At 72.7% G+C, this 22,770-nt stretch carries 23 protein-coding genes; 6 read left to right on the top strand and 17 right to left on the bottom strand.

Translation table 11 applies throughout. From position 1 onward, the window contains the following. The 4 genes from Q392_RS16335 to Q392_RS16350 all read right to left on the bottom strand — a co-directional run. Positions 1 to 782: electron transfer flavoprotein subunit alpha/FixB family protein (locus tag Q392_RS16335; RefSeq protein WP_038210036.1), on the bottom strand; the 782-nt coding region annotated here is incomplete at its 3' end. A gap of 10 nt (positions 783 to 792) precedes the next feature. Then, positions 793 to 1,542 carry an electron transfer flavoprotein subunit beta/FixA family protein gene (locus Q392_RS16340; RefSeq protein ID WP_038210038.1) on the bottom strand — a complete coding sequence of 250 codons (750 nt, stop codon included), beginning with the start codon at positions 1,540 to 1,542 and terminating at the stop codon, positions 793 to 795. Between the two features lie 151 nt (positions 1,543 to 1,693). Further along, on the bottom strand, positions 1,694 to 2,986 hold the full coding sequence (locus Q392_RS16345; RefSeq protein ID WP_038210039.1) for a mechanosensitive ion channel family protein: 1,293 nt from the start codon (positions 2,984 to 2,986) through the stop codon (positions 1,694 to 1,696). A gap of 21 nt (positions 2,987 to 3,007) precedes the next feature. Further along, a complete protein-coding gene (locus tag Q392_RS16350) occupies positions 3,008 to 3,964 on the bottom strand; it encodes a histone deacetylase family protein (protein ID WP_038210041.1) in 957 nt (318 codons plus the stop codon). An 88-nt stretch (positions 3,965 to 4,052) separates the two neighbouring features. Here Q392_RS16350 and Q392_RS16355 point away from each other — a divergent pair, with 88 nt between their 5' ends. From Q392_RS16355 to Q392_RS16375, 5 genes are read left to right on the top strand one after another with little or no spacing between them, the layout of a single operon-like run. Further along, complete coding sequence (locus Q392_RS16355; RefSeq protein ID WP_038210043.1) at positions 4,053 to 4,973, top strand: AAA family ATPase; 921 nt, start codon at positions 4,053 to 4,055, stop codon at positions 4,971 to 4,973. Next, positions 4,970 to 5,941 carry a DUF58 domain-containing protein gene (locus tag Q392_RS16360; protein WP_038210045.1) on the top strand — a complete coding sequence of 324 codons (972 nt, stop codon included), beginning with the start codon at positions 4,970 to 4,972 and terminating at the stop codon, positions 5,939 to 5,941. The genes Q392_RS16355 and Q392_RS16360 overlap by 4 nt, the downstream gene beginning before the upstream one ends. Beyond that, on the top strand, positions 5,935 to 7,947 hold the full coding sequence (locus tag Q392_RS16365; protein ID WP_038210054.1) for a transglutaminase TgpA family protein: 2,013 nt from the start codon (positions 5,935 to 5,937) through the stop codon (positions 7,945 to 7,947). Before Q392_RS16360 ends, Q392_RS16365 begins: the two co-directional genes overlap by 7 nt. Before the next feature lie 19 nt (positions 7,948 to 7,966). Then, positions 7,967 to 9,058 carry a lytic murein transglycosylase B gene (gene mltB, locus Q392_RS16370; protein ID WP_038210157.1) on the top strand — a complete coding sequence of 364 codons (1,092 nt, stop codon included), beginning with the start codon at positions 7,967 to 7,969 and terminating at the stop codon, positions 9,056 to 9,058. Beyond that, a complete protein-coding gene (locus tag Q392_RS16375) occupies positions 9,055 to 9,675 on the top strand; it encodes an HD domain-containing protein (protein WP_038210056.1) in 621 nt (206 codons plus the stop codon). The genes mltB and Q392_RS16375 overlap by 4 nt, the downstream gene beginning before the upstream one ends. A gap of 29 nt (positions 9,676 to 9,704) precedes the next feature. Here the strand turns inward: Q392_RS16375 and Q392_RS16380 are convergent, their stop codons facing one another. Beyond that, positions 9,705 to 10,763, bottom strand: coding sequence for a phenylacetaldoxime dehydratase family protein (locus Q392_RS16380; protein WP_038210057.1), 1,059 nt, complete (start codon positions 10,761 to 10,763; stop codon positions 9,705 to 9,707). Positions 10,764 to 10,780: 17 nt separating this feature from the next. Then, positions 10,781 to 11,821, bottom strand: coding sequence for a carbon-nitrogen hydrolase family protein (locus Q392_RS16385; RefSeq protein ID WP_038210059.1), 1,041 nt, complete (start codon positions 11,819 to 11,821; stop codon positions 10,781 to 10,783). Between the two features lie 170 nt (positions 11,822 to 11,991). Between Q392_RS16385 and Q392_RS16390 the strand changes: the two genes are divergently transcribed. After that, entirely contained in the window at positions 11,992 to 12,972 is a 981-nt protein-coding gene (locus tag Q392_RS16390; RefSeq protein ID WP_038210062.1) for an AraC-like ligand-binding domain-containing protein, read from the top strand. Here the strand turns inward: Q392_RS16390 and Q392_RS16395 are convergent. From Q392_RS16395 to glpD, 11 genes are all read right to left on the bottom strand, one after another. Next, a complete protein-coding gene (locus Q392_RS16395; RefSeq protein WP_038210064.1) occupies positions 12,953 to 13,510 on the bottom strand; it encodes a methyltransferase family protein in 558 nt (185 codons plus the stop codon). The genes Q392_RS16390 and Q392_RS16395 overlap by 20 nt on opposite strands. A 9-nt stretch (positions 13,511 to 13,519) precedes the next feature. Beyond that, the gene (locus Q392_RS16400; protein ID WP_038210066.1) at positions 13,520 to 14,023 is read right to left on the bottom strand and encodes a hypothetical protein; all 504 of its coding nucleotides are present in this window, start codon (positions 14,021 to 14,023) and stop codon (positions 13,520 to 13,522) included. Then, positions 14,020 to 15,099, bottom strand: coding sequence for a beta-ketoacyl synthase N-terminal-like domain-containing protein (locus tag Q392_RS16405; protein ID WP_245610733.1), 1,080 nt, complete (start codon positions 15,097 to 15,099; stop codon positions 14,020 to 14,022). Before Q392_RS16405 ends, Q392_RS16400 begins: the two co-directional genes overlap by 4 nt. Then, complete coding sequence (locus Q392_RS16410; RefSeq protein WP_051953579.1) at positions 15,096 to 15,377, bottom strand: acyl carrier protein; 282 nt, start codon at positions 15,375 to 15,377, stop codon at positions 15,096 to 15,098. Before Q392_RS16410 ends, Q392_RS16405 begins: the two co-directional genes overlap by 4 nt. A 14-nt stretch (positions 15,378 to 15,391) precedes the next feature. Continuing rightward, a complete protein-coding gene (locus Q392_RS16415) occupies positions 15,392 to 16,549 on the bottom strand; it encodes an ABC transporter permease (protein ID WP_245610734.1) in 1,158 nt (385 codons plus the stop codon). A 97-nt stretch (positions 16,550 to 16,646) separates the two neighbouring features. After that, positions 16,647 to 17,561, bottom strand: a complete 915-nt coding sequence (locus Q392_RS16420; RefSeq protein WP_038210068.1) for an ABC transporter ATP-binding protein — start codon at positions 17,559 to 17,561, stop codon at positions 16,647 to 16,649. A gap of 7 nt (positions 17,562 to 17,568) precedes the next feature. Next, positions 17,569 to 18,573, bottom strand: coding sequence for a BtrH-related acyltransferase DarH (darH, locus tag Q392_RS16425; protein ID WP_038210070.1), 1,005 nt, complete (start codon positions 18,571 to 18,573; stop codon positions 17,569 to 17,571). Further along, a complete protein-coding gene (locus Q392_RS16430; protein WP_038210072.1) occupies positions 18,570 to 18,965 on the bottom strand; it encodes a DarG family dialkylresorcinol biosynthesis protein in 396 nt (131 codons plus the stop codon). Before Q392_RS16430 ends, darH begins: the two co-directional genes overlap by 4 nt. A gap of 2 nt (positions 18,966 to 18,967) precedes the next feature. Next, positions 18,968 to 20,104 carry a beta-ketoacyl-ACP synthase III gene (locus Q392_RS16435; RefSeq protein WP_038210074.1) on the bottom strand — a complete coding sequence of 379 codons (1,137 nt, stop codon included), beginning with the start codon at positions 20,102 to 20,104 and terminating at the stop codon, positions 18,968 to 18,970. Further along, positions 20,094 to 21,074 carry a hypothetical protein gene (locus Q392_RS16440; protein WP_038210076.1) on the bottom strand — a complete coding sequence of 327 codons (981 nt, stop codon included), beginning with the start codon at positions 21,072 to 21,074 and terminating at the stop codon, positions 20,094 to 20,096. The genes Q392_RS16435 and Q392_RS16440 overlap by 11 nt, the downstream gene beginning before the upstream one ends. Before the next feature lie 108 nt (positions 21,075 to 21,182). Next, on the bottom strand, positions 21,183 to 22,730 hold the full coding sequence (gene glpD / locus Q392_RS16445) for a glycerol-3-phosphate dehydrogenase (RefSeq protein WP_245610735.1): 1,548 nt from the start codon (positions 22,728 to 22,730) through the stop codon (positions 21,183 to 21,185). Positions 22,731 to 22,770: the final 40 nt, after the last annotated feature.

Genomic DNA, 22,770 nt, shown 5'->3' on the forward strand with positions numbered 1-22,770 from the left:
GAGATCCCCGCCGCGATGTACAGCTGCGGCGCCACGATCTTGCCCGTCTGACCCACCTGCAGGTCATTGGGGGCGTAGCCCGCATCCACCGCCGCGCGGCTCGCCCCGATCGCCGCACCCAGCTTGTCCGCCAGCGGCGTCATCACCTCCTGGAACTTCTCCGCGCTGCCCAGCGCTCTTCCGCCCGACACCACGATCTTGGCCGCCGTCAGCTCCGGACGGTCGCTCTTGCTCACCTCCCGGCCCACGAACGCGCTCTTGCCGCTGTCGGCCACCGCGTCCTTCGTTTCGATGGCTGCGCTGCCGCCCGTGGCCGCGGCCGCATCGAAGCCCGTCGTGCGCACCGTGATCACCTTCTTGGGATCGTTGCTCTGCACCGTCGCGATCGCGTTGCCCGCATAGATCGGCCGCTCGAAGGTGTCGGCACTGACCACCTTGGTGATGTCGCTCACTTGCGCCACATCCAGCTTCGCCGCCACCCGCGGCGCCACGTTCTTGCCGCTGGCCGTGCTGGGGAACAGGATGTGGCTGTAGTCGCCCGCCAGGGCCAGCACCTGGGCTGCCAGGTTCTCGGCCAGGCCGTCCGCCAGGCTGGCCCCATCCGCATGGATCACCTTGCCCACCCCGGCGATCTGGCTGGCCGCCTTGGCCACCTCCCCGGCGTTGTGCCCGGCCACCAGCACGTGGACGTCGCCGCCGATGGCGCTGGCTGCGCTCACCGTGTTCAGCGTCGCGGGCTTGAGGCTCTGGTTGTCGTGTTCTGCAATGACGAGTGTGGTCATGGTCGGCTCCTCAGATCACCTTGGCTTCGTTCTTGAGCTTGTCCACCAGCGTGGCCACGTCCGGCACCTTCACCCCGGCGCCGCGCTTGGGCGGCTCGCTGACCTTCAGGGTCTTCAGGCGCGGGGCCACGTCCACCCCCAGCTCTTCCGGCTTGAGCGTGTCCAGCTGCTTCTTCTTGGCCTTCATGATGTTCGGCAGCGTCACGTAGCGCGGCTCGTTCAGGCGCAGGTCCGCCGTGATCACCGCCGGAACGCTCAGGGTCACGGTCTCCAGGCCGCTGTCCACCTCGCGGGTGACCTTGACCTTGTCGCCTTCCACTTCCACCTTGCCGGCGAAGGTGCCTTGCGGGAGATCGGCCAGCGCGGCCAGCATCTGGCCGGTCTGGTTGGCGTCGTCGTCGATGGCCTGCTTGCCCAGGATCACCAGGCCGGGCTGCTCCTTGTCCACCAGGGCCTTCAGCAGCTTGGCCACCGCCAGGGGCTGCAGCTCCTCGGCCGACTCCACCAGGATGCCACGGTCCGCGCCGATGGCCATCGCCGTGCGCAGCGTCTCCTGGCACTTGGCCTCGCCGCAGCTCACCGCGATCACCTCCGTGGCCACGCCCTTTTCCTTCAGCCGAACCGCCTCCTCCACCGCAATCTCGTCGAACGGGTTCATGCTCATCTTCACGTTCGCTATGTCCACCCCCGATCCATCGCTCTTCACGCGGACCTTGATGTCCTTGTCCACCACCCGCTTGACGGGCACCAGTACTTTCATGGCTTGACTCCTAGGAAATGAAATCGGAAATCAGTGAGGCGGGGCGCTCGGAGCCCGCAGGGTCCGGGGCATTCTAGGGTTCGGGGTCTTCCGCGATCCCCATGCGCCGCATGGACGGGATGCGCAAAAAAGAACGATCGTGCTTTTTCGATTATAGGCGAGCCTCGTCCACCGCCCCGGAAAGCCGACCGTCCGGCATGGACTCGATGCGCACCACGCGCTGCGGATACGGGATGTCGATGCGCGCGGCGCGCAGGCCTTCCAGGAGGGCGATGTTGATGGCCGAGCGCAGGTTGTCCCTGCCCTTCTCCGGGTCGCGCACCCAGAAGTGCAGCGTGAACTCCAGCCCGTCGGCCACGAAGCCGGTGAGGTAGGCCACGGGCGCCGGCTCGGCCAGCACCCGCGGCTGCGCCCGGGCCGCGCCGGTGAGGATGGCCTGCACCTGCGCCACGTCGCTGCCGCCGCCCACCACGATGCTGGTCGTGATGTTGAACTTCTGGTCGGCCAGCGAGAGGTTCTCCACCCGGCCGGTGATGATCGACTCGTTGGGCACGATGGCCTCGCGCCCGTTGCCGGCGCGGATGAGCGTGTAGCGCGTCTTGATGTCGGTGATGCGGCCCTCGAAGGTGTCGACCTTGACGTTGTCGCCGATGCGGATGGAGCGCTCCAGCAGGATGACGAAGCCGCTCACGTAGTTGGCCGCCAGTTTCTGCAGGCCGAAGCCCAGCCCCACACCGAGCGCGCCGCCCAGCACCGACAGCGCCGTGAGGTCCACCCCCACCGCCGACAGCGCGAACAGCAGGCCGATCAGCAGCAGGAAGGCGCGCACCGCGTTGGAGGCGACCTTGCGCATCGATAGGTCGGCCACCGCCTCGCGCAGGACGCGCTTCTCGATGGTGGCGGCGATCCACAGCGCGATGGTCAGCACCACGGCCGCCGAGAGCGTGCCCTCGAAGATCGTGCGCACGCTCACGCTCGTCTTGCCGAAACCCAGGGTGATCTCGTCGAGCTCGGCCAGCACCGGCGGCAGCAGCCCGACGATCCACAGCACCGCGGCGATCCACGCCAGCCAGGAGACGGTGCGCTCGATCAGCCGCGCCAGGGTGGAAGCCGGGAACACCGCATGCAGCACCCGCGCGAAGAGGCGGATGACCGCCAGCGCCAGGAACACCGAGACGCCCACGCGCAGCACCAGCACCGGATGGCCCAGGCCTGCCAGCCCGCGGCGCGACAGGTCGGCCAGCAGCAGGGCCAGCAGCGGGAACAGCAGCCCGTCGATGGTGCGCACGCCGAACCACACCGAGTCCCTGGGCTGATCGCGCCCGAACCAGCGGGCCACGGCCCAGGCCAGCGCCACGGCGGCCAGCAGCAGCGCCACTTCCAGCGACAGGCTGCGCGCGTCGGCGCGCGACAGCCGTTCGACGAAGCCGTTCCAGTCGGTCATGCGCGCGGGCAACGGGCGGCGTCAGAGATCGGCCAGCACGCGCACGTGGGTCTCCACGCTGCGCGCCAGGGCGTCGAGGTGGTAGCCGCCCTCCAGCAACGACACGATCCGCCCCTTGGCATGGCGCCTGGCCACGTCGCGGATGCGCTCGGTGATCCAGGCATAGTCGTTCTCGTTCAGGCCCAGCTGGCCCAGGTCGTCCTCGCGGTGCGCGTCGAAGCCGGCGCTGACGAAGATCATCTGCGGCCTGAAGGCCTCCAGCCGCGGCAGGCAGACCATGTCGAACACCTCGCGCACGTCCATGCCCTTTGTGTAGGCCGGCACCGGCACGTTGGCCATGTTCTCGGCCGGATGCTCGGTGCCGCTGAAGGGATAGAAGGGGTGCTGGAAGATGCCGGTCATCAGCGCGCGCGGATCGCCGGAGAGGATGTCCTCGGTGCCGTTGCCGTGGTGCACGTCGAAGTCCACGACGGCCACGCGCGAGAAGCCGTGCTCGTCCAGCGCATGGCGCGCCGCGATGGCGACGTTGTTGAGGAAGCAGAAGCCCATGGCCTGCTCGCGGCAGGCATGGTGGCCGGGCGGGCGCACGGCGCAGAAGGCGTTGGCCAGCTCGCCCCGCGCCACCGCGTCGGTGGCGGCGATGGCGGCGCCGGCCGCCCGGCGCGCCGCCAGCAGCGTGCCGCGGTTCAGCGCCGTGTCCGGGTCGACCTGGGCGTATTCGGGGCCGCCCACGCCTTCGTCGGCCACCAGGCGCTGGTGCAGGGCTTCGAGGTGTTCCAGGTGGGCCGCCGAATGCGCCCGCGTGATCTGCGCCAGCGTGGCCAGCGGCATGTCGTCGTGGCGGGCCAGCGCATCGGCCACGCCAGTGACGAGCAGGCGGTCCTCGATGGCGTCCAGCCGCTGCGGGCATTCGGGGTGGCCCCGGCCCATCTCGTGCTTCCAGAAGTCGCGATGGATGTAGTAGCCGGTGGATGCCATGTCTCGGGGCTCGTGCGCGCTATCGCTATACCTCACACGGCACGGGGCGATGGCCGTGGGGTATCGTCTGCAGCATATGGATACAAAGATGGACGTGGCGACCAAGCTCGCCAGCCTGCTGGGTCAGCTTAACACGGTGATCGTGGGCAAAGAGGCGCAGGTGCGCGACTGCGTGGCCTGCCTGCTGGCCGGCGGCCACCTGCTGATCGAGGACGTGCCGGGGGTGGGCAAGACCACGCTGGCGCACGCGCTGGCCCACACCTTCGGCCTGCAGTTCTCGCGCGTGCAGTTCACGGCCGACCTGATGCCTGGCGACCTCTCGGGCGTGGCGATCTACGACCGCGGGCAGCAGGGCTTCGTCTTCCATCCCGGGCCGCTGTTCACGCAGGTGCTGCTGGCCGACGAGATCAACCGCGCCAGCCCGAAGACGCAGAGCGCGCTGCTCGAGGCGATGGAGGAGAAGCAGGTCACGGTGGAAGGCGAGACGCGTCCCCTGCCCTCGCCCTTCTTCGTCATCGCCACGCAGAACCCGCAGGACCAGCTGGGCACTTTCGCGCTGCCCGAGTCGCAGCTGGACCGCTTCCTGATGCGCATCTCGCTCGGCTACCCCGACCGCGCTGCCGAGCGCGAACTGCTCGCCGGCGCCGACCGGCGCGAGCTGCTGGCCGGACTGTCGGCGCTGCTCACCGCCGCCGAGCTGGGCGCGCTGCAGCAGCGCGTGCTGCAGGTGCATGCGGCCGACCCGCTGCTGGGCTACCTGCAGGACCTGGTGGCAGCCACGCGCTCGGGCCACTGGTTCCTGCAGGGGTTGTCGCCGCGCGCCGCCATCGCCGTGCTGCGCGCGGCCAAGGCGCAGGCGCTGCTGGCCGGGCGCGACTACGTGGCGCCCGACGACGTGCAGGCCGTGCTGCCGCAGACCATCGCGCACCGCCTCACACCGGTCGGCGATGCCGGCCGCGGCGCGGTCGAGCAGGTGCGCGCGATGATGGCGGCGGTGCCCTTGCCGTGAATCCGGCCGCCGCGCTGCGCCGCCGGCTCGACGGCTGGTTCCTGTCCCGGCGCCCGCCATCGGACCGCCTTCGGCTGACCCAGCGCAACGTCTACATCGTGCCCAGCCGCGCCGGCTGGATGCTGGGCGCGACGCTGGGAGTGCTGCTGCTGGCCTCCATCAACTACCAGCTCAACCTGGGCTACCTGATGACCTTCCTGCTGGCCGGCTGCGCGGCGGTGGGCATGCACGTGTGCCACGCCACCCTGCGCGGCCTGGGGCTGCACCTGGCGCCGCCGGAGCCACAGTTCGCCGGTGACAGCGCCACGCTGCGCGTCACGCTGCACAACGAGCGGCGCGGCACGCGCCACGGCATCGGGCTGGCGGTGCGCGGCAGCGGCCAGTGGTCGTGGACCGACGTGCCGGCCCAGGGCACGGCGACGGTGGACGTGGCCTTCCGCGCGCCGCGGCGCGGGCGGCACCCGGTGCCGGTGCTCACCGCCGAGACGCGCTTCCCGCTGGGCACCTTCCGCGTCTGGACGGTCTGGCGGCCGGCGGCGCAACTGCTGGTCTACCCGAAGCCCGAAGCCCATCCGCCGCCCCTGCCGGCGCCCGAGCCGCGGCCCGGCGAGGCGCCCGCCAGCCTGCGCGCACGCGCCGGCGGCGACTTCGACGGCGTGCGTGCCTACCACCGCGGCGACCCGCTCAAGCTGGTGGTGTGGAAGCGCGTCGCGCGCGCCCAGGCGGCCGGGTCGGACGAACTCGTCAGCCGCGACGCCGACGAGGCCCGCCGGCACGAACTCTGGCTGGATGCGCAGGCCGCCGGCCTGGCCGACCCCGAGGCACGCCTGGCCCGCCTCGCGGCCTGGGTGCTGCAGGCCGAGCGCCTGGGGCTGGACTACGGCCTGCGCGCCGGCGGCCGCACGATCGCGCCGGCGCAGGGCGAAGCCCACAAGCGCAGTTGCCTGGAGTGGCTCGCCACATGCTGAAGCTGCCGCGCCAGATGCCGCGCGACACGCGCGACACGCTGTTCCTGCTCGGCGTGATCGCGCTGATCGTGCTGCCGCAGTTGCCCAACCTGCCGCTGTGGTGCATCGCGCTGGCGCTGGTCGTGCTGCTGTGGCGCGGCGCGCTGGCCTGGCAGGCGGCGCCGCTGCCCGGGCGCTGGTGGCGCATCGGCCTGCTCGCGCTGGCGCTGGGCGCCACCTTCGCCACCCACCGCACGCTGCTGGGCAAGGACGCGGGCGTGACGCTGGTCGTCGTGCTGCTGGCCCTGAAGACGCTGGAGCTGCGCGCGCGGCGCGACGCCTTCGTGATCTTCTTCCTGGGCTTCTTCGCGATGCTCACGAACTTCTTCTACTCGCAGTCGCTGCTCACCGCGGCGGCGATGCTGGTCGCCCTGCTGGGCCTGCTGACGGCGCTGGTCAACGCCCACATGCCGGCCGGCCGGCCGCCGCTGATGCAGGCGGCGCGCACGGCGGGCTGGATGGCGCTGGCGGGCGCGCCGGTCATGCTGGCCCTGTTCATGTTCTTCCCGCGCCTGGCGCCGCTGTGGGGCACGCCCAACGACAACATGACGGGGCGCACCGGCCTGTCGAACACCATGCAGGTGGGCACCATCGCCGAGCTGGCGCTGGACGACGGCATCGCGGCGCGCGTGCGCTTCGACGACGGGCGCATGCCGCCGCGCGACCGGCTGTACTTCCGCGGACCGGTGCTCTCCAGGTTCGACGGCCGCGAATGGACGGCGCTGCCGCCGTGGGAGCGCGGCTTCCTGCCGGCCAACCTGCGCGTGCGCGGCGAGCCGGTGCGCTACGAGCTGACGCTCGAACCCAGCAACCGCCCCTGGCTGCTGACGCTGGACGCCACGCCCCAGGCGCCGGCCGTGGAGGAACTGCGCATCTTCCAGACGCCCGACCTGCAGTGGATGAGCAGCCGCCCCATCGGCGACCTGCTGCGCTACCGGGCCGAGAGCTGGACCGACTTCGACAGCGGCCCGCAGCGCCGCCTGCCCGGCCTGCAGGTCTACACGGCGCTGCCGCCGGACCGCAACCCGCGCACCGCCGAGCTGGCGGCGCAGATGCTAGCGCAGGCGCGCGCCGAGGCCGGCGGCGGCGACGCCACCGCGGCGCTGGTCGCCCTGGCCCTGCAGCGCCTGCGCACCGGCGGCTACAGCTACACGCTGGAGCCGGGCGTCTACGGCGACGAGACCGCCGACGAGTTCTGGTTCGACCACAAGGCCGGCTTCTGCGAGCACATCGCCTCGGCCTTCGTCGTGCTGATGCGCGCCGCCGGCGTGCCCGCGCGCATCGTCACCGGCTTCCAGGGCGGCGAGATCAATGCCGTGGACCGCTACTGGACCGTGCGCAACAGCGACGCCCATGCCTGGGCCGAAGTGTGGGAGGAAGGCCGCGGCTGGGTGCGGGTGGACCCCACCGGCGCCATCTCGCCCGACCGCATCGGCCAGTTCCGCCGGCTGTCGCCGCAGCCGGGCCTGCTGGCCGGCGCCATCGGCGCCATGAGCCCCACGCTGGCGCAGAACGTGCGCGCCATCTGGGAAGCGATCAACAACGGCTGGAACCAGTGGGTGCTCAACTACACAAAGAGCCGCCAGCTCGACCTGCTGAAGAAGCTCGGCTTCGACAGCCCCAGCCTGGCCGACCTGGCCTGGGTGCTGCTGTGGCTGCTGGTCGGCGCCAGCCTGGCCGGCGGCGCCTGGACGCTGTGGGAGCGCAGCCGCATCGACCCCTGGCTGCGCCTGCTCGGCCGGGCGCGCGCCCGGCTGCTGCGCGCCGGCATCGAGCTGCCGCCCCAGGCGGCGCCGCGCCTGATGGGCGAGCGCCTGGCCGAGCGCTTCGGCGCCGAGGCCAGCGCGCCGGTGCGCGCATGGCTGCTGCGCCTGGAGGCGCAGCGCTACGGCCGCGCGCCCACCGAGTCGCTGCGTGCGCTGCGCGCGCAGTTCCGGCGCCTGCGCTGGCCCGCGGCCGGCGGGTGAGCCCGGGCACAATCGGCGCATGCGCTTCCCGCCCTTCCGACGACTGCGCCCGCTGGCGCTCGTGCTGATCGCCGCCACGGCCCACTTCGCTGCCGCCGCCCCGAAGGGCGCTCCCGCCAAGAAGCGGCCTGCCGCGGCCGCGCCGGCCGCCCTCTTCTACGCCCAGCGCGGCGACGCGATGCAGTTCGCCGACGAGGTGGCCCGCCGCCACGGGCTGGATGCCGCCTGGGTGCGCGACACCATCGGCCAGGCGCGCTTCCTGCCCAACGTGCCGCGCCTGATGCTGCCGCCGCCGCGCGGCACCGCCAAGAACTGGGTGCGCTACCGCAGCCGCTTCGTGGAGCCGGTGCGCATCGCCGCCGGCGTGCGCTTCTGGCGCGACAACGAGGCCACGCTGGCGCGCGCCGAGCGCGAGTTCGGCGTGCCGCCGGAGATCGTTGTCGGCATCATCGGCGTCGAGACCATCTACGGCCGGAACATGGGCAGCTTCCGCGTGCTGGACGCGCTGGCCACGCTGGCCTTCGACTTCCCCGACGCGCATCCGCGCGCGGACCAGCGGCGCAGCTTCTTCCGCGAGGAGCTGGAGAGCTTCCTCTCGACCGAAAGCCGCACGCACGACGACCCGACGCGCCCGCTGGGCAGCTACGCCGGCGCCATGGGCATGCCCCAGTTCATGCCCAGCAGCATCGCCAAATACGCCGTGGACTACGACGGCGACGGCCGCATCGACCTGGTGAACAACCCGCAGGACGTGATCGGCTCGGTGGCCAGCTACTTCAAGGCCTTCGGCTGGCAGCGCGACGTGCCCGCCACCTTCGGAGTGCAACTGGACGGCGCCCGGACCAACCTGCCCGTGCTGCTGGAGAAGGACATCCTGCCCAGCCTCAGCGCCGACGCCTTCGTCGCCGCCGGCGCGCAGCTCGACCGCGAGGGCCAGCGCCACCCCGGCCTGCTGGCGCTGGTCGAGCTGCAGAACGGCCCCGACGCGCCGCCCACCTACGTGGCCGGCACGCAGAACTTCTACGTCATCACCCGCTACAACTGGAGCAGCTACTACGCGATGTCGGTGCTGGACCTGGGGCAGGAGGTGAAGGCGGCGATGGCGCAATGAGCGATTTGCCGCGGACGCACTGGACCGAGGCCTGGCGCGCGCTGGACACCGAACCGCCTGCCGGGCTGCTCGAGCAGCTGCTGGCCGCCTACGCCGAGCCGCAGCGCCACTACCACGGCCTGCAGCACCTGGCCGAGTGCATGGCGCACTTCGGCCGCGAGCGCGTCGCCGCCGCGCATCCGGCCGAGGTGGCGCTGGCCCTGTTCTTCCACGACGCCGTCTACGACGTCCACGCGCACGACAACGAGGCGCGCAGCGCCGACTGGGCCCGCGAGGCGCTGCGGCAGGCCGGCGCCGGCGACGAGGCCGCACAGCGCGTGCATGCCCTGGTGATGGCCACCTGCCACGACGCACAGCCCGAGGGCGCCGACGCGCAGCTGCTGGTCGACATCGACCTCGCCATCCTCGGCGCGCCGCCGGCGCGCTTCGCCGAATACGAGCAGCAGATCCGCCGCGAGTACGCCCACGTGCCGCCCGAGGTGTTCGAGCCGCGCCGGCGCGCCATCCTGGGCCGCTTCCTGGCGCGCGATCCGCTGTACCTCACGCCCGGCCTGCGCGCGCGCTGCGAGGCGCAGGCGCGAAGCAACCTGCGCGGCGCGACGGCGCAGGCGGGGTGAGCAGCCGGCCTCGCGCCCGGTGCCCGCACTCAGGCGCCCAGGCCGTTCATCAGCCCGGTGCGCGGATGGCAGTTGACGTATTCGTAGAACTGCTCGTCCGGCCCGAGCACGGCCACCTCGTGGTACAGACGCAGCTTCAGGTCGAGATTCAGCGCCTGCACGTAGCGCATGAAGGCGCCGAAGATCTCGACATGGGTGGGGTGGGATTCGGACCAGCGCTCCATGTCGGCCAGCGCACGCCAGAAGCTCAGCCCGAATGACTTCTCCTGCGGCTGGCCCGCCGCGTCCAGGTGCCGCATGTAGCGGTTGCTGTAGCAACCCACCTGCAGGCCCTGGCGCTCCAGGAAATCCATCCCCGCGCGCAGCACCGGCTCGATCTGCTCCAGGTACAGCATGCGCTCCCTGCCTTGGGTCCCGCTCCAGTCCTGGCCCGAGCGGATCAGCGCGAGGTGGTCGTGGCCGGCGATGCGAACGCGCCGGCCGGGCTCCGGCACATCGGCGGCCACGGCACGCGCGCCCGACGGCCTCATCGCATCGGTCTGCGACAGCGGCAGGCGGTCGCGCATCGATCCCCAGTAGCCATGCTCCTGGATCTCGCCGCTCAGGCGCCCCATCGCCACGCCCGCGCCCTCCAGGGCGTCCGGCGTACTGAACAGGGTTTCGAAACGCGCCACGTGCGGCGTGGCGATCTCCCTGAAGTAGCCGATTCCCTCGTGCAGCCGTTCCTCCGACTGCCACCAGCCGCGCACGGCCGGCGCATCCCGCCAGCGGGCGAAGGCCTGGGCATCGGTCCAGTAGCCGATGGCCACCATGTTGTCGAATCCATCGGCGTCGACGCCATGCGTCAGGTCGTGATGCAGCGGGCCGTCGGGCGCCGCGAACCCGGCGGCGATGCCGCGCAGCGCGGCACAGGCCTGCCCCAGCCGCCCGGCACCCCGCGACTGCACGCCGAACAGGCCGATCACGACGCGGGTGACCGCGGCCGGTGCGTGCGCCGCCCAGGCCGGATAGGGAGGCGCATAGTCGTCCTCGACGCGGCGCTGGCGCGTCCGGGGGCATCGCAGGTGCTCGGCGATCGCGGATTCCATGGCAGGCTCCCCGTGCGTCAGGCCGCCACCGGCACGTGCACCGCCGGCGTAGGCTCGGAATCGTCCTGCGCGATTTCGACGGCATCGGCCTCCGGCCGGCCCTGCAGGACGACGGGCCGGCGGCGCGTGCGGTCCAGCAGCAGCCGCGTGACGTCGGGGCGGGCGTAGTGGCCGCTGGGGTCCGCGGCGGTCTTGGCCAGCGCGATCGCGCCGAGGTCGATGTCGACGACCAGCAAGCCCTCCTGGTCCTCGGCCAGCGGCGTTCCCAGCGAGGTGCCGTCCGGGCCGTAGATGCGCGCGAAGCCGCCGCCCGCCTTGAGCAGTTGCTGCTTGGCGGGGTCGGTGCACATCAGCTCGACCATGGCGGGAGAAACCGTGGCGCAGGGCGCGAGCACGAAGCACTGGCCCTCCACCGCGTAGATCTGGCTCGCGGCGTTGTTGACCTCCGGGCCCAGCGCATGCGCGGCGCCGCGGTACAGCGAGAAGCTCGGCCAGGCCGCGCAGTGGATCTGCTCGTTCTGCGCGTACAGCGCGTACTTGCTCAGCGGCTGCAGGTGCTCCCAGCAGCACAGCGAGCCGATGCGGCCGAGCGGCGTGTCCACCACCCCCAGGTCCGAGCCGTCGCCCTCGCCGTAGACCGTGCGCTCCACGTGCGTGGGCTTGAGCTTGCGCCGCGCCTGCACGGTACGGCCGTGGTCGTCGATCAGGGCCTGCGCGATGTACAGGCTGCCGCCCGCCTTCTCGCTGTAGCCCAGCGAGACCCACAGGCCATGCTCGCGCGCGGCCTGTGCGATGCGCTCGAATTCCGGCGAGCCCACCACCAGCGAGTTGTCGGCATAGCGCTGCGCGAACTGCATGCCCCAGGCCGGCGAGTCCAGCCAGATCCACCAGGGATAGCCCGGAATCCAGGTCTCGGGGAAGGCGATGAGCTTCACGCCCTGCGACGCCGCCTGCGCCATCAGGGCCAGGGTCTTGTCGATGGCGCCGTCGAGGTCGAGGAAGGCGGGTGCGGCCTGAACGGCGGCAACGCGGAGTTGGGGATGGATGGTGCTGGGCATGCGGGCCTCCGATGCGTGTGGTGGATGCGGTCCCCGTGCCGCACGCGCCGGGTTTGCGCTGTGGCATGCGGGTTGCATGAAGCGTAGATTTGCCGTGCCGCGACGCCTTGACCACGGCTTGCAGCGTTCTTGTCCCTGCGTCGCATTCCGCTCCCCAGGAGGTTTCCACGATGACCCCGTTGCTCAGCACCGATGCCGTGCCGCGCGCCCAGCGGCTGGCCTACTGGACGGACATGATCTGCAACGTCTACGTGCAGCTCGGCTGCGACCCGGTGCGCGGCGAGCGGCCCGGCGACTTCCAGGGCAGCATCCATCAGCACGCGCTGCCGGGGCTGGACCTCTCGGTGGTGCGCTCGGAGCCGCAGAGGGTGCTGCGCACGCCCGGCCACATCGCCAGATCGGGCGACGACTGCTTCCTGGTGAGCATCCAGGCGCGCGGGCGTGGCGTGGTGCGCCAGGACGGCCGCGACGCGATGCTGCAGCCCGGCGACTTCGCGCTCTACGACAGCACGCGACCGTACGAGCTGCTGTTCGAGAGCCGCTTCGCGCAGATCGTGCTCAAGCTGCCCGGCGAGCGGCTGCGCGGCGAACTGCGCGACACGCAGGCGCTGACGGCCACCACCGTCTCGGGCCGCGAAGGCGCAGGCCATCTGCTGCTGGGCATGGTGCGCACCCTGCACGAAGACGTCCATCGGCTGCCGCCGGCCTCGGCGCTCGCCGTGGCACAGGGCGTGCAGAGCATCCTGGTGGCGGGGCTGCAGAGCCTGCCGGCGGCGCGCGTGCCGGCGCCGAGCCGCCTGGCGGCCTACCACCTCGCGCGCGTCAAGCAGTGCATCGAGGAGCGGCTGTGCGACCCGGAGCTATCGGTGAGCCGGCTGGCGGCGGGCCTGGGCGTCTCGGCGAGCCACATCCACCGGGTCTTCCGCAGCGAGCCGCTGACGCCGGCGCAATACATCTGGGAGCAGCGGCTGCAGGCCTGCAGCCGCGACCTGCTCGACCCGCGCCTGGCGGGCCGGCCCGTGGCCGACATCGCCTATGGCCGCGGCTTCAGCGACGCGGCACACTTCAGCCGCGCCTTCCGCGAACGCTTCGGCCGCACGCCGCGCGAATGGCGGCGCCAGCAGGCCGCGCCTACAGCAGGAACGGAATGAAGCGCCGCGTGCGCGCCATGTAGTCGCGGTAGGCCTCGCCGAAGTGCGCCAGGCACTCCTGCTCGTCGCGCAGCGCGGTGAGCACCAGCAGCAGCGTGGCGGCCAGCACCAGCGCCGTGCCGGCCCACGAGGGCTGCTTGAGGAAGGCGGCCCACGCCAGCGCGATCAGCGCGGCGTACATCGGGTGCCGGATGTAGCGGAAGGCGCCGGAGGTCACCAGCGCGCTGGTGCGCTCGAAGCCGTAGAGCGCGGGATCGTCGTCGCGCTGCGCACCGGGGCGGCCCTCGCGCCGCAGCCGCCGCACGGCATGCAGCGGCAGCCAGGCCGACAGCACCAGCAGCGGCCACGACAGCAGCTGGTGCGGCGCCAGCGGGTCGTCGTGCCACACGGGCAGGTTCAGCACCACCAGGCCCAGGATGCATTCCCAGGCGAAGAAGCGGTAGAAGCCGTGCGAGCCGGGCCGGCGCAGCGGCCGGCGCGAGGCGTACGCGAGCGCGGCGGTGCCGGCGATGAACAGCAGGACCTGGAACTGGAGCATCGGGCGACTCTACTCCGGCACCCAGCGCTGCCAGGCCGTGCGCAGCCGGTCGCCGTCTTCCTCGACGCGGCCGAACAACAGCCCCGCGGGCGCCGCGCCGGCCAGCGCCAGCCGCAGCAGCGCCTGCGCGTCGCGGCCGGTCACGAAGGCCGCATCGCCGCGCCAGCCGAGCGCCTGCCCCAGCGCCGCCAGCATCATCGCCGGCTGGCCCTGCATGAAGTGGAAGGGCATGGGCAGCAGGCCGGCGCGCACCTGGCCGATGCCGGTGCGCATGGCGCCTTGCGCGCCGCTCAGGCTCCACACCCGCACGCGGGCCGCGGGCGGCAGCGCCGCCTCGCCCGCCTCGTCCAGGCAGCGGCATGCGCCGTACAGCGCCAGCTCGGCCCACACGCCAATGCGGCGCGGGCGCTGGCCGAGGCGCTGCGCCAGCGCATCGCGCCAGTCGGCAGGCAGCGCGGGCAGGTCCACCTGCGCCGCCAGGCGCCAGCCGGGCATTGGGGCGATCGCGTTCATGCGTCGCCGTCCTCCAGCACCAGCGCGGCATGGCCGCCGCCGAAACCGATCGACAGGGCCAGGATGTGGCGCGGGTGCAGGGGCCCGTCACCCGCGAACGCCACGCCCAGCGCGGGTTCGGCGATTTCCTGCATCGCCGGCCAGGCCTGCGCCTCGGCGCAGCCCATCAGCAGCGCCAGCTCGGCCGCGCCGGAGGCGCCCAGCGCATGCCCGATGGCGCCCTTGAAGCTCGCCATCGGCGGCGGTGTGCCGAACAGCGCACGCAGCGCGCCGGCCTCGACCGCGTCGTTGGCCGGGCTGCCGGCGGCCTGCGGCTTGACCAGGCCGATGTCGGCCGGCTGCAGGCCGCTGCGCGCCAGTGCCTGCCGGCACACCGCGACGATCGTGTCGTGCTGCGCGCCCGTCGGGTTGCGGCCGTCGGCGATGTTGGCGCCGCCGCGCAGCCGCCAGCGCGCCGGCGCCGCCGTCAGGTGCAGGGCGGCCACGGCCTCGCCGAGCACCAGCCCGTCGCGCTCCGCGCCGAAGGGCCGGGCGTGCTGCGGCGAGAGCAGCTGCATCGCGCCGAAGCCGGCCACGGAGAAGCGGTTGCGCAGTTCCACGCCCAGCACCAGCGCCTGCGTCGCCTCGCCGGCCTGGAGCAGGTCCATCGCCGCCAGCACGGCATTGAGCGACGAGGTGCAGGCGGTCGAGACGGTGAAGACCGGCCCGCGCCACGCCAGCGCCTGCGCCACGGCCTCGCCGAAGGTCTGCAGGTCGCCGGCGAAGGGGCCGGCCGGCGCGCCGCCCTCCTCCTCGAAGCCGGCGTCGAGCGAGGAGGAGCCGATCAGGAGCGGCACGTCCGCGCGCGGATCCACACCGCCACACTGCGCCGCCACCTCGCGCACGTGAGCGACCAGCCGGTCCAGCCACGCGCCGCCCGCATCGGGCAGGCGGTGGACGGGCCACGCGAAGCCTTCCGCCACATCCACATGCTCCGGCGCACCCTCACCAAGACGCAGCGCCTCAACCACGCCCGGTACGCCCTCGCCCAGTGGGCAAACGAGGCCCATGCCCGCAACGTAGACGCCGTGGCTCACACGCGCCGCTCGATCAGGTGCTGCGCCAGGCTGGCGATGGAGGCGAGCGCCCGGCGCGTCTCCTTGCTGTCGGGCATGCGCACGCCGTAGCGCTGCTGGATCGCCATGGAGATCTGCAGGGCGTCGAGCGAATCGAGGTCCAGCCGCGCGTCGGGGCCGAACAGCGGCTCGTCGTCGCGCAGGCCGCCTTCGGGCGGCTCCTTCTCGACGGCCTCCAGCAGCACCTGCCGGAGTTCGTCCGCCAGCGCGGCGGCATCGGGGGAAAGGGCTTCGTTCATTCGTCGTCAGGGAGTCAAAAGCCGCGTCGGCGGAACAGCCAGGCCGCCAGCGCCAGCATGGCCAGGCCGAACACCACCAGCCGCAGCACGTGGGGCGCCGCCTCCGCCAGGCCGCCGCCGCGCAGCAACACGGCCAGCAGCCCTTCCAGGCCCCAGTTCATCGGCGACCACTCGGCCACGCGCTGCATCAGGGGCGGCATCACGAAGCGCGGCACCATGATGCCGCCCACCGCGCCCATCAGCACGTTGAGGATCGGCCCCACCGTGGCCGCTTGCGCATGGGTGCGCACGGCGCAGGCCAGCGCCAGCGACAGGCCCACCGCCGCCACGCCGGTCGCCAGCAGCACCACGGCGAGCGCGGCGCCGTCCACGCCGGCCAGCGACAGCGCCTCGCCGCCCAGCAGCGGCATCACCCACACGCCCACCGCCAGCATCAGCAGCGCCTGCAGCGCGTTCACGCCCAGGTAGGGGATGGCCTTGGAGGCGAGCATCAGCGCCGGCGGCACGCCCAGGCTGCGCAGCCGCGCCAGCGTGCCACTGCTGCGCTCCTGGATGAACAGGCTGGACATCGAGGCGACGACGAAGAACATGCCGAACACCAGCCAGGCCGGCACGTTCTGCTGCACGGCCGTGGGCCGCACGGCGCCGCCGGCGAAGCGCTCGGCCTGCACCAGCGCGGCCATCGACGCGCCGGGCGAGGCGCCGGCGCTCATGTATTCGAGGCGCGCCTTGGCGTCGCCGGCGGTGCCGACCAGCTCGGCGCGCAGGGCGTTGAAGAAATGGCCGTCGATGCCCGGTTCGGTCAGCAGGCGCAGGTGGGCGGCGGTCGGCAGCGCGGGCGCATCCAGCGCGGCGGACAGGCCCGGCTCCAGCACGACGACGTACTTGAGTTCGCCGCTGCGCAGCGCCTCGCGCCAGTCGGCAGGCAGCGGCCGCGGCTCGCCGTGCGCGCGCACCCACAGGCCCTGCACCAGCCGCGCCGCGTCGCCGGCGTCGCGCACGTCCAGTGCGTACGGCAGCGACGCGGCCGGCGGGTTGTAGTAGTGCTGCAGTGCCAGCGACATCAGCACGATGAAGATCATCGGCATGACGAACAGCGCGCCCAGGCCGTGCAGGTCGCGGCGCAGGGCCAGCAGCTCCTTGCGGATCAGCGCGGCGAGGATGGCCCCCACGCTCCCCGCTTCGCGTGGTTCGCTGCCCCCCGAGGGGGCGCTCGCGCCTTCGGGCGGCCGGGCGGCGCTCGGGCGCAGCCCATCGTCGGCGGGTCGCCTATTCAGCATCGCGCAGCGAGCGGTGGGTGAGCGCCATGAAGAGCTGCTCCAGGTTCTGGCGCCCGAAGTCGATGTGCTGCGGCTGCACGCCGGCGGCGTCCAGCGCCGCCAGCACCTCGGCCGGCCGCGCCGCGTCGTCGAGCTGCACGCTCCACTCCTCGCCCATCCGCGCGACCCGGCCGAAGCGCGCCAGCGTGTCGGCATGCAGCCCCGGCGCGCGCAGGCGCAGGACGCGCCCCCCCTCGGACAGCAGCTCCGCCAGCGGCCCTTCGCGCAGCAGCCGGCCCTGGTCGAGGATCGCCACGCGGTCGGCGATGGCCTCGATCTCCTCCATGTAGTGCGAGGCGTAGATGACGGCCATGCCCCCGTCGGCCAGCGCGCGGATGGCGTCGAGCACGAAGGCGCGCGACTGCGGGTCCACACCCACGGTCGGCTCGTCGAACAGCACCAGCTGCGGCTCCGCCAGCAGCGCGATCGCCAGGTTGAGCCGGCGCTTGAGGCCGCCGGACAGGCGCTCCGCGCGCACGTCGGCGAAGGCTTGCAGTTGCGCCGTCGCCAGGCAGGCGTCGACGCGGGCCGCCCGCCGCGCCCCCGTCAACCGCGCCGCGGCGGCGAAGCAGGCCAGGTTCTCGGCCACGGTGAGCATCGGGTAGAAGGCGTAGTCCTGCGGCGCCACCGCGATGCGCGTCGGGGCCTCGGCGCGCAGCGCGGCAAGCGGCATGCCGTCCACCTCGACGCGCCCCTCCTGCACCGGCAGCAGGCCGGCCAGGATGGAGATCAGCGTGGTCTTGCCTGCGCCGTTGGGCCCGAGCAGGCCCAGCACCTGCCCCCGCTGCGCGCCGAGCGACACGCCGGCGAGCGAGCGCCGCGTCGCCGCGGGGTAGCGGAAGCCGAGCCGGTCGAGGACGAGCATGGCGTCGCTAGGCCACGGCGCGCCGCAGGTCGCGGAAGAAGGCCTCCTCCTGGTCGGCCTGCGCGCGCAGCAGTGCCGCCAGCCGAGGCGGGTCAACCGCCTCGCGCCCCTTGACCATGCGCGCCGCCTTCAGCGCGAAGGCGCGCCAGCCGTCGCCGATCGCGGTGAGCCGATCGGAGAAGGCCGCCAGCTGCGGCATCGCCACCGCGTCCGCCGCTTCCTGCAGGAAGGCGGCGTAGATGAAGCGGAAGCCCGCGCCGCCGGTGCCGATCTCCTCCTGCATGCGCACGAGGTGGCCGATGTAGTCGACGGTGTGCGCCGCCTGCGGCGGCAGCGCCTGCAGCCGCGCAGCCAGCCGGCGCATGCCGCGCACGCCCACCAGCGGGATCGGCGCCAGCATGCTGCGCACATTGCGGCGGATCGCCTGCGCCACCATCGCCTGCGTCAGTTCGGTGCGCGGCACGGCCTCGGGGTAGTACATCATCCCCTTGGGGGCCAGCACGCCCTTGGCGAAGCGGGCGCGCGCCAGGTCGGCGGCGGCGCAGCGCATCGGCGTCTCGAACACCGGGTCGCTGACGAGGTAGTCGTCGCCGTCCTTGCCGTAGACCAGCAGGTTATGCGCGTTGAAGTGGAAGCGCATGTCCGGCGGGAAGTACGGCAGCCAGTACACCGAGGTCTGCAGGCCGACCAGCCGGCCTTCGGCCAGCAGCGCGTCGAGCCGGCGCTGGCCGGCCTCGGGCGTGCGGAAGGTCTCGAAGCGGAAGCGCGCCGAGAGCGGCCCCAGCAGGCCCTTGATGATCGCGCGCGGCGGCATGCGGTACGAGACCAGCGGCAGCCCCGACAGCTTGACGAAGGGCAGGTACGCGAAGGACAGGCCCGCCGCCAGCCCGAAGGCCAGCGGCTCGGTCATCGGCACACCGTGGTGGCGCAGCATGTTCGAGATGACGCCGCTCTCGCAGTGCGCCGCGTGCCGGTGCTCGAAGCGCGTAAGAGTCGGTGCGATGGCGTTCATGGCAGTGTGCGCAGTTGCTGGACGTCCAGGCCCAGCGCCTCGGCGTAGCGCGCCAGGTGACGCAGCGGCAGGGCCGCGAAGTGGCGCGGCTGCAGGTGGCGCCGCACGCGCCACTGCCAGAAGCCGGTGACCTGCGAGAGCAGCGCCACGTCCATGCGGCGCCGGTACATCCAGTATTCCAGCGGCGAGGCGGCGCCGGCGCGCACGCGCTCGCGCGCCTCGGCGGCCTGGGCGTCGATGACCTCGATCGCGTGGCGGGTGACGATCTCCTCGGCCTCCCAGCCGCGTGAGCCGACCGCCACGCTGCGGCCCTCGGCATCGCGCGCGTACATCAGCTTGCGGTGGCCCGCCAGCGTCGCGTTGCCTTCCTGCGGTACGCCCTCGATGTCCATGGCTAGACAGCTTCCAAATGGATGAAGCCGCTGCCGAAGCGGCCGCTCTCGGGCACGAACATCAGCAGCTTGTGGCCGCGCTCGATGCGGCCCGAACGGAACAGCTCGTCGAGCATGATGTACGGCGAGGCCGAGCCCGTGTTGCCGCGCGTGGCGAGGTTGGTGAACCAGCGCTCGCGCGGGATCGGCAGGCCGACCTCCTCCAGGCACTGCTGCAGCGGCCCGGCGAAGTAGTGCGAGGACAGGTGCGGCAGGAACCAGTCGATCTGCGCCGCGCGCAGGCCGCGGCGGTCGATCAGCGCGCGCAGCGGCTCGCCGAGCGTGGCGCGCACGATGTGCTCGTTGAGCAGGCGCACGTCCTGCTTGATGGCGAAGGTGGACTGCGCCTGCCACTGCTGCGGCGGGATGCGCATGTAGCCCTGCAGCACGCCGTGCTCGTCGCGCTCGCCGCCGGCGTACATGCACACGGGCAGCTCGTGCGCCGCGGAGGACAGCTCGATCCAGTCCACGCGCAGCGACAGCGGCCCGCGCGGCGCACGCTCCAGCAGCACCGCGCCGGCGCCGTCGGAGAGCATCCAGCGCAGGAAGTCCTTCTCGAAGGCGATCTCCGGGTGCTGCTCCAGCGCCTGCACCTTGTGTGCGTGCTCGGCCTCGAAGTGGGAGGCCATCAGGAAGGGCGACACCAGCTCGGAGCCCGTGGCCACGGCACGCTCGGCCTCGCCGGCGCGCACCGCCAGCCACGCATGGCGCAGCGCCGCGGCACCGGCCAGGCACACGCCGGCGCAGGAGACGACCTCCAGCCGCGGCCAGCCCAGCTCGCCGTGCACCATCACGCCGTGGTTGGGCAGCAGCTGGTCGGGCAGCGAGGTGCCGGTGGCCAGGCAGTCCACGCGGCCGATGTCCTCGCCGAGCGCGCGCACGGCCTGCGCGGTGAGCTGCGCGTTGCTCATGGCCGGCAGGCCGGTGGCGCGGTCGATGGCGTAGTGGCGCGAGACGATGCCGTTGCTGCGCAGGATGAGCCGCCGCGCCCGCGAGGGTTTGCCGCCGACGCGGCCCAGGACGTCCTCGATCTCCTCGTTGCTGACCGGTTCGAAAGGCAGGTGGGCGGCGGTCCGGGTCAGGAAGACATCAGTCGTCATACAGGCGGCAGCGGTCGGTGGCCGAGCCGGAAGGGAGCTCGAATCGGTGTTTCATTCTAGTGAGCGCCCCGCGGAACAAGGGCCGCAGCAGGGCCTGCAGCGCCAGGCTCAGGGGCACCACCGTGACGATCAGCACGAACAGGAAGAGCACGTACAGCGCCACCACCGGCTGGCGCGCCGGATGGCCCGGCCCGCCGATGGCCATGATCAGCTTGCCCCACAGGTAGAAGCTGCGGGTGCCGGCCTTCTCGCTGACGTACAGGCGCGGCTGCGCCTGGACCGCGCCCAGGCCGGCCAGCAGCGGGCCGGGGCCGCGCTCCTCGCCGCGCGCCAATGCATCGCGCAGCGCCAGGCCGAAGCGGCGCGCACCGGCGATCTGCGCCGGCGTCAGTCCCGCATCGGGTAAACCCCAGAAGCCGCGCTTGCGTCCGGTCAGCAGCCACACGGGTGTGGTGAGGAAGGTCGCGAAGGTCGAGCCCGGGTCGGTCAGCACCACGTTGTCGATCAGGCGCGCGCCGGTGGCGGCCAGCAGCGCCTTGAGCTTCTCGTGCGCCATCAGCCACATGTTGCGGCAGGCGATCACGGTGACCACCGGCCGGCCGGCGAGTACCTTCGCCGCCACCGGGTCCTGCAGGAAGGCGGTGACCGGCTGCGAGGGCGCGAGGAACCACACCTGGTACGGCAGGATGACCAGGTCGAACACCTCGTCGCCGCGCAGGCCCGGCGGCTGCAGCGGCGCCGGGCGCAGGTGGGCCGTCTCGGGGAAGGCGTCGAAGAAGCGCAGGAAGGGCCAGGGAAAGGGCCAGGGCGTCGCCGGCCGCAGCACTTCCTCGTGGATGTGCACATGGCCGGCCTCGCGCAGCGGCGCGATCAGCCGGTCGGTGACCGCGTCGAGCTGGCCCGTCTGCGAATAGCGCACCACCAGGATGCGCTTGGGCGGCGAGGCAGGCGGATTCGGCGGGACGGACATCGGGAGCAGGCAAACAAAGGGCTCAAATGTAGGACAAGCCGGCCCCTGCGCCGCTCCCCCCGGCGCGGGGGCCCGCCGGCCTCCGTCGCGCGGGCGACGGCCGCCCGTTCAGGCGCCGCCGCGGGCGAACCAGGCCTGCACCTGCTCGCGCTGCTGCGGCGTGTAGCGCAGGCCGAGCTTGGAGCGGCGCCACAGCACGTCGTCGGCCTGCGTGACCCACTCCTCCTCGCGCAGGTAGCGCAGTTCGCGCTCGAACAAGCCCGGCGCCACCTCGGCGCCCAGGTCGGCCAGCGAGGCGGCGTCGCCGAGCACGCGCTCGATGCGCGCGCCGTAGGCATGCGCGAGGCGCTGCGCCAGCGCCGGCGGCAGCCACGGGTGGCGCTGCTGCACTTCGGCCGCGAAGCGCGCGAAGGCCTCGTCGGGCCGGGTACGGCGATCGGTCGGGCCGATCCACGGCGACAGGTCGCCGCCGGCCAGCCAGGCGCCCTCGGTCCAGGCCGGGCGCGCCTCGCCCAGCATGCGGCCGATCTCGCCGGCTGCGTCCTCCGCCAGCTTGCGGAAGGTGGTGATCTTGCCGCCCCATACCGACAGCAGCGGCGCCGCGTCGGCGTTGGTCTCCAGCAGGTAGTCGCGGGTGACGGCCGAAGGGTCGCCCGAGGCGTCGTCCAGCAGCGGGCGCACGCCGGCGTACGTCCACACCACGTCGGCCGGCGCCACGGGCCGGGCGAAGTAGCGGCTGGCCTGCTCGCACAGGTAGGCGACCTCGTCCTCGCCGATGCGTGCGGCGCCCGGGTCGCTGCCTTCCAGCTCCACGTCGGTGGTGCCGATCAGCGTGTAGTCGCCCTGGTAGGGGATGGCGAAGATGATCCGCTTGTCGGGGTTCTGGAAGATGTAGGCGTGGTCGTGCGTGAAGATCCGCGGCACCACGATGTGGCTGCCCTTGACCAGCCGCAGGTGCCGTGTGGCCAGCGCGCCGCCGCGCACCGGCCGCGCCGTCTGGCGCAGGAAGGACTCGGCCCACGGCCCCGCCGCGTTGACCAGCGCCCGCGCGCGCACGGTGAAGGCGCGGCCGTCCGCGCCCACCAGCGTCGCCAGCCAGTGGTCCTGGCCGCGCTGCGCCTCCACGCAGGCGGTGCGGGTGAGGATCTGCGCGCCGCGCTCGCGGGCGTCGATGGCGTTGAGCACGACCAGGCGGGCGTCGTCCACCCAGCCGTCGGAGTAGACGAAGCCGCGGCGGTAGTGCGCCTTGAGCGGCTCGCCGGCGGGATGGCTGCGCAGGTCCACCGAGCGCGAGCCGGCCAGCACCTCGCGCCGCGCCAGGTGGTCGTAGAGGAACAGGCCCGCGCGGATCATCCAGGCCGGCCGCATCGACGGGTCGTGCGGCATCACGAAGCGCAGCGGCGCCATGATGTGCGGCGCGCTGCGCAGCAGCACCTCGCGCTCGGCCAGCGCCTTGCGCACCAGCGAGAACTCGTAGTACTCCAGGTAGCGCAGCCCGCCGTGGATCAGCTTGGTGGAGGCCGAGGAGGTGTGCGAGGCCAGGTCGTCCTTCTCGCACAGCAGCACCTTCAGGCCCCGGCCCGCCAGGTCGCGCGCGATGCCGCAGCCGTTGATGCCGCCGCCGACGACGAGCACGTCGCATTCGAGCGGTGCCATGCGGGCCGAAGGCGCCTGCGCCGCCGGAAAGGTGGGCGCG

Source organism: Xenophilus azovorans DSM 13620 (assembly GCF_000745855.1).
Classification (GTDB): Bacteria; Pseudomonadota; Gammaproteobacteria; order Burkholderiales; family Burkholderiaceae_C; genus Xenophilus; species Xenophilus azovorans.

Coding starts and splice junctions, on each gene's coding strand:
- Q392_RS16340 (WP_038210038.1), bottom strand. CDS start 1,542: ATGAAAGTACTGGTGCCCGTCAAGCGGGTGGTGGACAAGGACATCAAG.
- Q392_RS16345 (WP_038210039.1), bottom strand. CDS start 2,986: ATGACCGACTGGAACGGCTTCGTCGAACGGCTGTCGCGCGCCGACGCG.
- Q392_RS16350 (WP_038210041.1), bottom strand. CDS start 3,964: ATGGCATCCACCGGCTACTACATCCATCGCGACTTCTGGAAGCACGAG.
- Q392_RS16355 (WP_038210043.1), top strand. CDS start 4,053: ATGGACGTGGCGACCAAGCTCGCCAGCCTGCTGGGTCAGCTTAACACG.
- Q392_RS16365 (WP_038210054.1), top strand. CDS start 5,935: ATGCTGAAGCTGCCGCGCCAGATGCCGCGCGACACGCGCGACACGCTG.
- mltB (WP_038210157.1), top strand. CDS start 7,967: ATGCGCTTCCCGCCCTTCCGACGACTGCGCCCGCTGGCGCTCGTGCTG.
- Q392_RS16375 (WP_038210056.1), top strand. CDS start 9,055: ATGAGCGATTTGCCGCGGACGCACTGGACCGAGGCCTGGCGCGCGCTG.
- Q392_RS16380 (WP_038210057.1), bottom strand. CDS start 10,763: ATGGAATCCGCGATCGCCGAGCACCTGCGATGCCCCCGGACGCGCCAG.
- Q392_RS16385 (WP_038210059.1), bottom strand. CDS start 11,821: ATGCCCAGCACCATCCATCCCCAACTCCGCGTTGCCGCCGTTCAGGCC.
- Q392_RS16390 (WP_038210062.1), top strand. CDS start 11,992: ATGACCCCGTTGCTCAGCACCGATGCCGTGCCGCGCGCCCAGCGGCTG.
- Q392_RS16395 (WP_038210064.1), bottom strand. CDS start 13,510: ATGCTCCAGTTCCAGGTCCTGCTGTTCATCGCCGGCACCGCCGCGCTC.
- Q392_RS16400 (WP_038210066.1), bottom strand. CDS start 14,023: ATGAACGCGATCGCCCCAATGCCCGGCTGGCGCCTGGCGGCGCAGGTG.
- Q392_RS16410 (WP_051953579.1), bottom strand. CDS start 15,377: ATGAACGAAGCCCTTTCCCCCGATGCCGCCGCGCTGGCGGACGAACTC.
- Q392_RS16420 (WP_038210068.1), bottom strand. CDS start 17,561: ATGCTCGTCCTCGACCGGCTCGGCTTCCGCTACCCCGCGGCGACGCGG.
- darH (WP_038210070.1), bottom strand. CDS start 18,573: ATGAACGCCATCGCACCGACTCTTACGCGCTTCGAGCACCGGCACGCG.
- Q392_RS16430 (WP_038210072.1), bottom strand. CDS start 18,965: ATGGACATCGAGGGCGTACCGCAGGAAGGCAACGCGACGCTGGCGGGC.
- Q392_RS16435 (WP_038210074.1), bottom strand. CDS start 20,104: ATGACGACTGATGTCTTCCTGACCCGGACCGCCGCCCACCTGCCTTTC.
- Q392_RS16440 (WP_038210076.1), bottom strand. CDS start 21,074: ATGTCCGTCCCGCCGAATCCGCCTGCCTCGCCGCCCAAGCGCATCCTG.
- glpD (WP_245610735.1), bottom strand. CDS start 22,730: ATGGCACCGCTCGAATGCGACGTGCTCGTCGTCGGCGGCGGCATCAAC.